The organism is Anaerosporobacter sp. (assembly GCF_965301125.1).
On sequence record NZ_CBDLAM010000337.1, the window covers coordinates 1 to 2274 of the forward strand.

Annotated in this window: 4 protein-coding genes; all 4 read left to right on the forward strand. The window is 34.4% G+C overall.

Annotated features, from left to right (window positions below):
* Positions 1-335 (forward strand): spore coat associated protein CotJA (locus ACW2QF_RS19600; protein ID WP_455717701.1); only part of this gene is annotated, 335 nt, incomplete at its 5' end.
* Positions 322-579 carry a spore coat protein CotJB gene (locus ACW2QF_RS19605; RefSeq protein ID WP_455717702.1) on the forward strand — a complete coding sequence of 86 codons (258 nt, stop codon included), beginning with the start codon at positions 322-324 and terminating at the stop codon, positions 577-579. The genes ACW2QF_RS19600 and ACW2QF_RS19605, both read left to right, overlap by 14 nt.
* Positions 580-581: 2 nt before the next feature.
* Complete coding sequence (locus tag ACW2QF_RS19610) at positions 582-848, forward strand: manganese catalase family protein (RefSeq protein WP_455717703.1); 267 nt, start codon at positions 582-584, stop codon at positions 846-848.
* A 169-nt stretch (positions 849-1017) separates the two neighbouring features.
* Positions 1018-2019 carry a BMP family ABC transporter substrate-binding protein gene (locus ACW2QF_RS19615; protein ID WP_455717704.1) on the forward strand — a complete coding sequence of 334 codons (1002 nt, stop codon included), beginning with the start codon at positions 1018-1020 and terminating at the stop codon, positions 2017-2019.
* Positions 2020-2274 lie beyond the last annotated feature (255 nt).

Consider the following 2274-nt stretch of genomic DNA (forward strand, 5'->3'; position numbering starts at 1 on the left):
CGTCCTTTTTCTTTAATTATCGATTAAAAAATCATGAAATTCTTCATCTTAGAAAGATGCCATGCAAGGAACAACTGGATTTAATAGACATAATATATCTTATCAGAAAGAAATTAATTGAGATATGTTGGAGGGAATTCATTATGAGTAGTGCTCCCTATGAATATAGTTCGCTAGAAGGAATCGAAGGTAAAGTAAGTGTAACAGCGTACGTGGCTAGACAAAAATGGAGTTATGTATATGACGCAGATACAGCACTTATGGAAGGAACCATCTTCCCAGAACTAATAAAGTCATATAAGGCGAAAGAAGGAAAGATTTGTGAAGGAGATTAACAAAGAGGAATTATTCTATAAGATTCAAACAGTAAGTTTTGCGATGGAAGATGTAAGACTTTACCTAGATACTCATCCAGATGATATCGCAGCTTGTGAGTATTATGAGGCCTATAAGAAGCTTCGGGTAAAATCGGTGAATCAGTATAATCGATTTTTTGATCCACTAGATGCTTACAATGTAAGAAGAGAGGAGTACTGGTCTTGGAACTCGAAACCGTGGCCTTGGGAGGGAGATAATTAACAATGTGGTTGTATGAAAGAAGGTTACAGTATCCAGTATCTATAAGACACCCTGATAAGAAGTTAGCAGAATATATTGTTGAGTGTCTTAATACTGCACCATATGAAACAAAGGCAAGTTACCAATATATCTCACAGAGGTATCGTTCTCGTTATCGAGAGATTAATGGGTTGCTTACAGATATAGGTACAGAAGCAATGATAAATACCAAAAATAATCAAAGAAGAATCATACAATTTTGTCATAAAAACATGAAAAAGAATATGTAATATAAGGAGTGATACTAAATAATATAAGTCATACTAATAACTGTAAATTACCGCGAAAAGTACTAAAAATTGGCTTGCAAAATTGTAGAGATAATAGTATTATATTAAATTGTAATGTAATGCATAATCTAATATTATGTTAATCGTTTGCAAAATAAGGAGGAAGGCAATGAAAAAGACAAAATTATCTAAACTTGTAGCTCTTATGCTTGTTGTAGTTTTAGCTTTTACAGCATGTAGCTCAAAAAGCAACAACAAGAAAAATGAAACTCCATCAACAGAAGGAACGAATGATTCTACCACAACAGATGATACAGAAAAAGAAGATACAGCAACAGGTACTAAATTAAAAATAGCAATGGTAACTGACGTAGGTGGTATCAATGACCAATCCTTCAACCAAGGTGCTTGGGAAGGTCTTCAAAGAGCTGAAACAGAGTTAGGTGTTGAAGTTACTTATCTTGAGTCTCAGACAGAAGCAGATTATGTATCAAATGTGGAAACATTAGTAGATCAAGGACAGGACTTAATCGTTGCTTGTGGGTTCTTAATGGCTGATACAATCAAAGAAGCCGCAGAAGCTTATCCTGATCAAAAATTTGCTATTATCGATGATAGTACAAATTCTGATTTACCAAACGTATCTTGCTTAATGTTCAAGCAAAACGAAGCTTCATACCTTGTAGGTGTTGTAGCAGCAATGATGTCTGAAACAAATAAAGTTGGTTTCGTTCTTGGTATGTCAACTCCTGTTATGAACCAATTTGGTTATGGCTATGTTGCAGGTGTACTTGATACTAACAAAGATGCAACAGTTGAACAATACAATGCAAATGCATTTAATGATGCGGCAGCTGGTAAAGCAGCAACAAATCAAATGTTTACAAATGGAGCAGATGTTGTATTCCACGCAGCTGGTGGTACTGGAAACGGTGTAATCGAAGCTGCTAAAGAACAAGGTAAATACGCTATCGGTGTAGATATTGATCAAAATTACTTAGCTCCAGAAAACGTAATCACTTCAGCTATGAAGAGATGTGATAACGCAATTTATAAGATAGTAGAAAAAATGACTAAAGGTGAAGACATTAAGGGTATTCAAACATTTGGTTTAGATAATGATGGAGTAGATATAGCTCCAACAGATACATTACTTCCAGATGATGTTTAAGCTAAAGTTGCAGAAGTAAAAGAAAAGATCCTTTCTGGAGAAATCGTAGTTCCAGAAACTCAAGAAGATTTCGAAGCTAAATACGGTGACGTATATACTTTAGACTAAAACAATGAGTATTTAGATAAGTTGTTAATATCTTAATAATATAAGTGAAGCGAGGAGGCAGTCCTATATAGCACAAGATGGACACCTCCTTGTTTTACGGTTTGAATGGTTGGAAATTGTTATATCTTTTCTTATTCGTTTTATGAT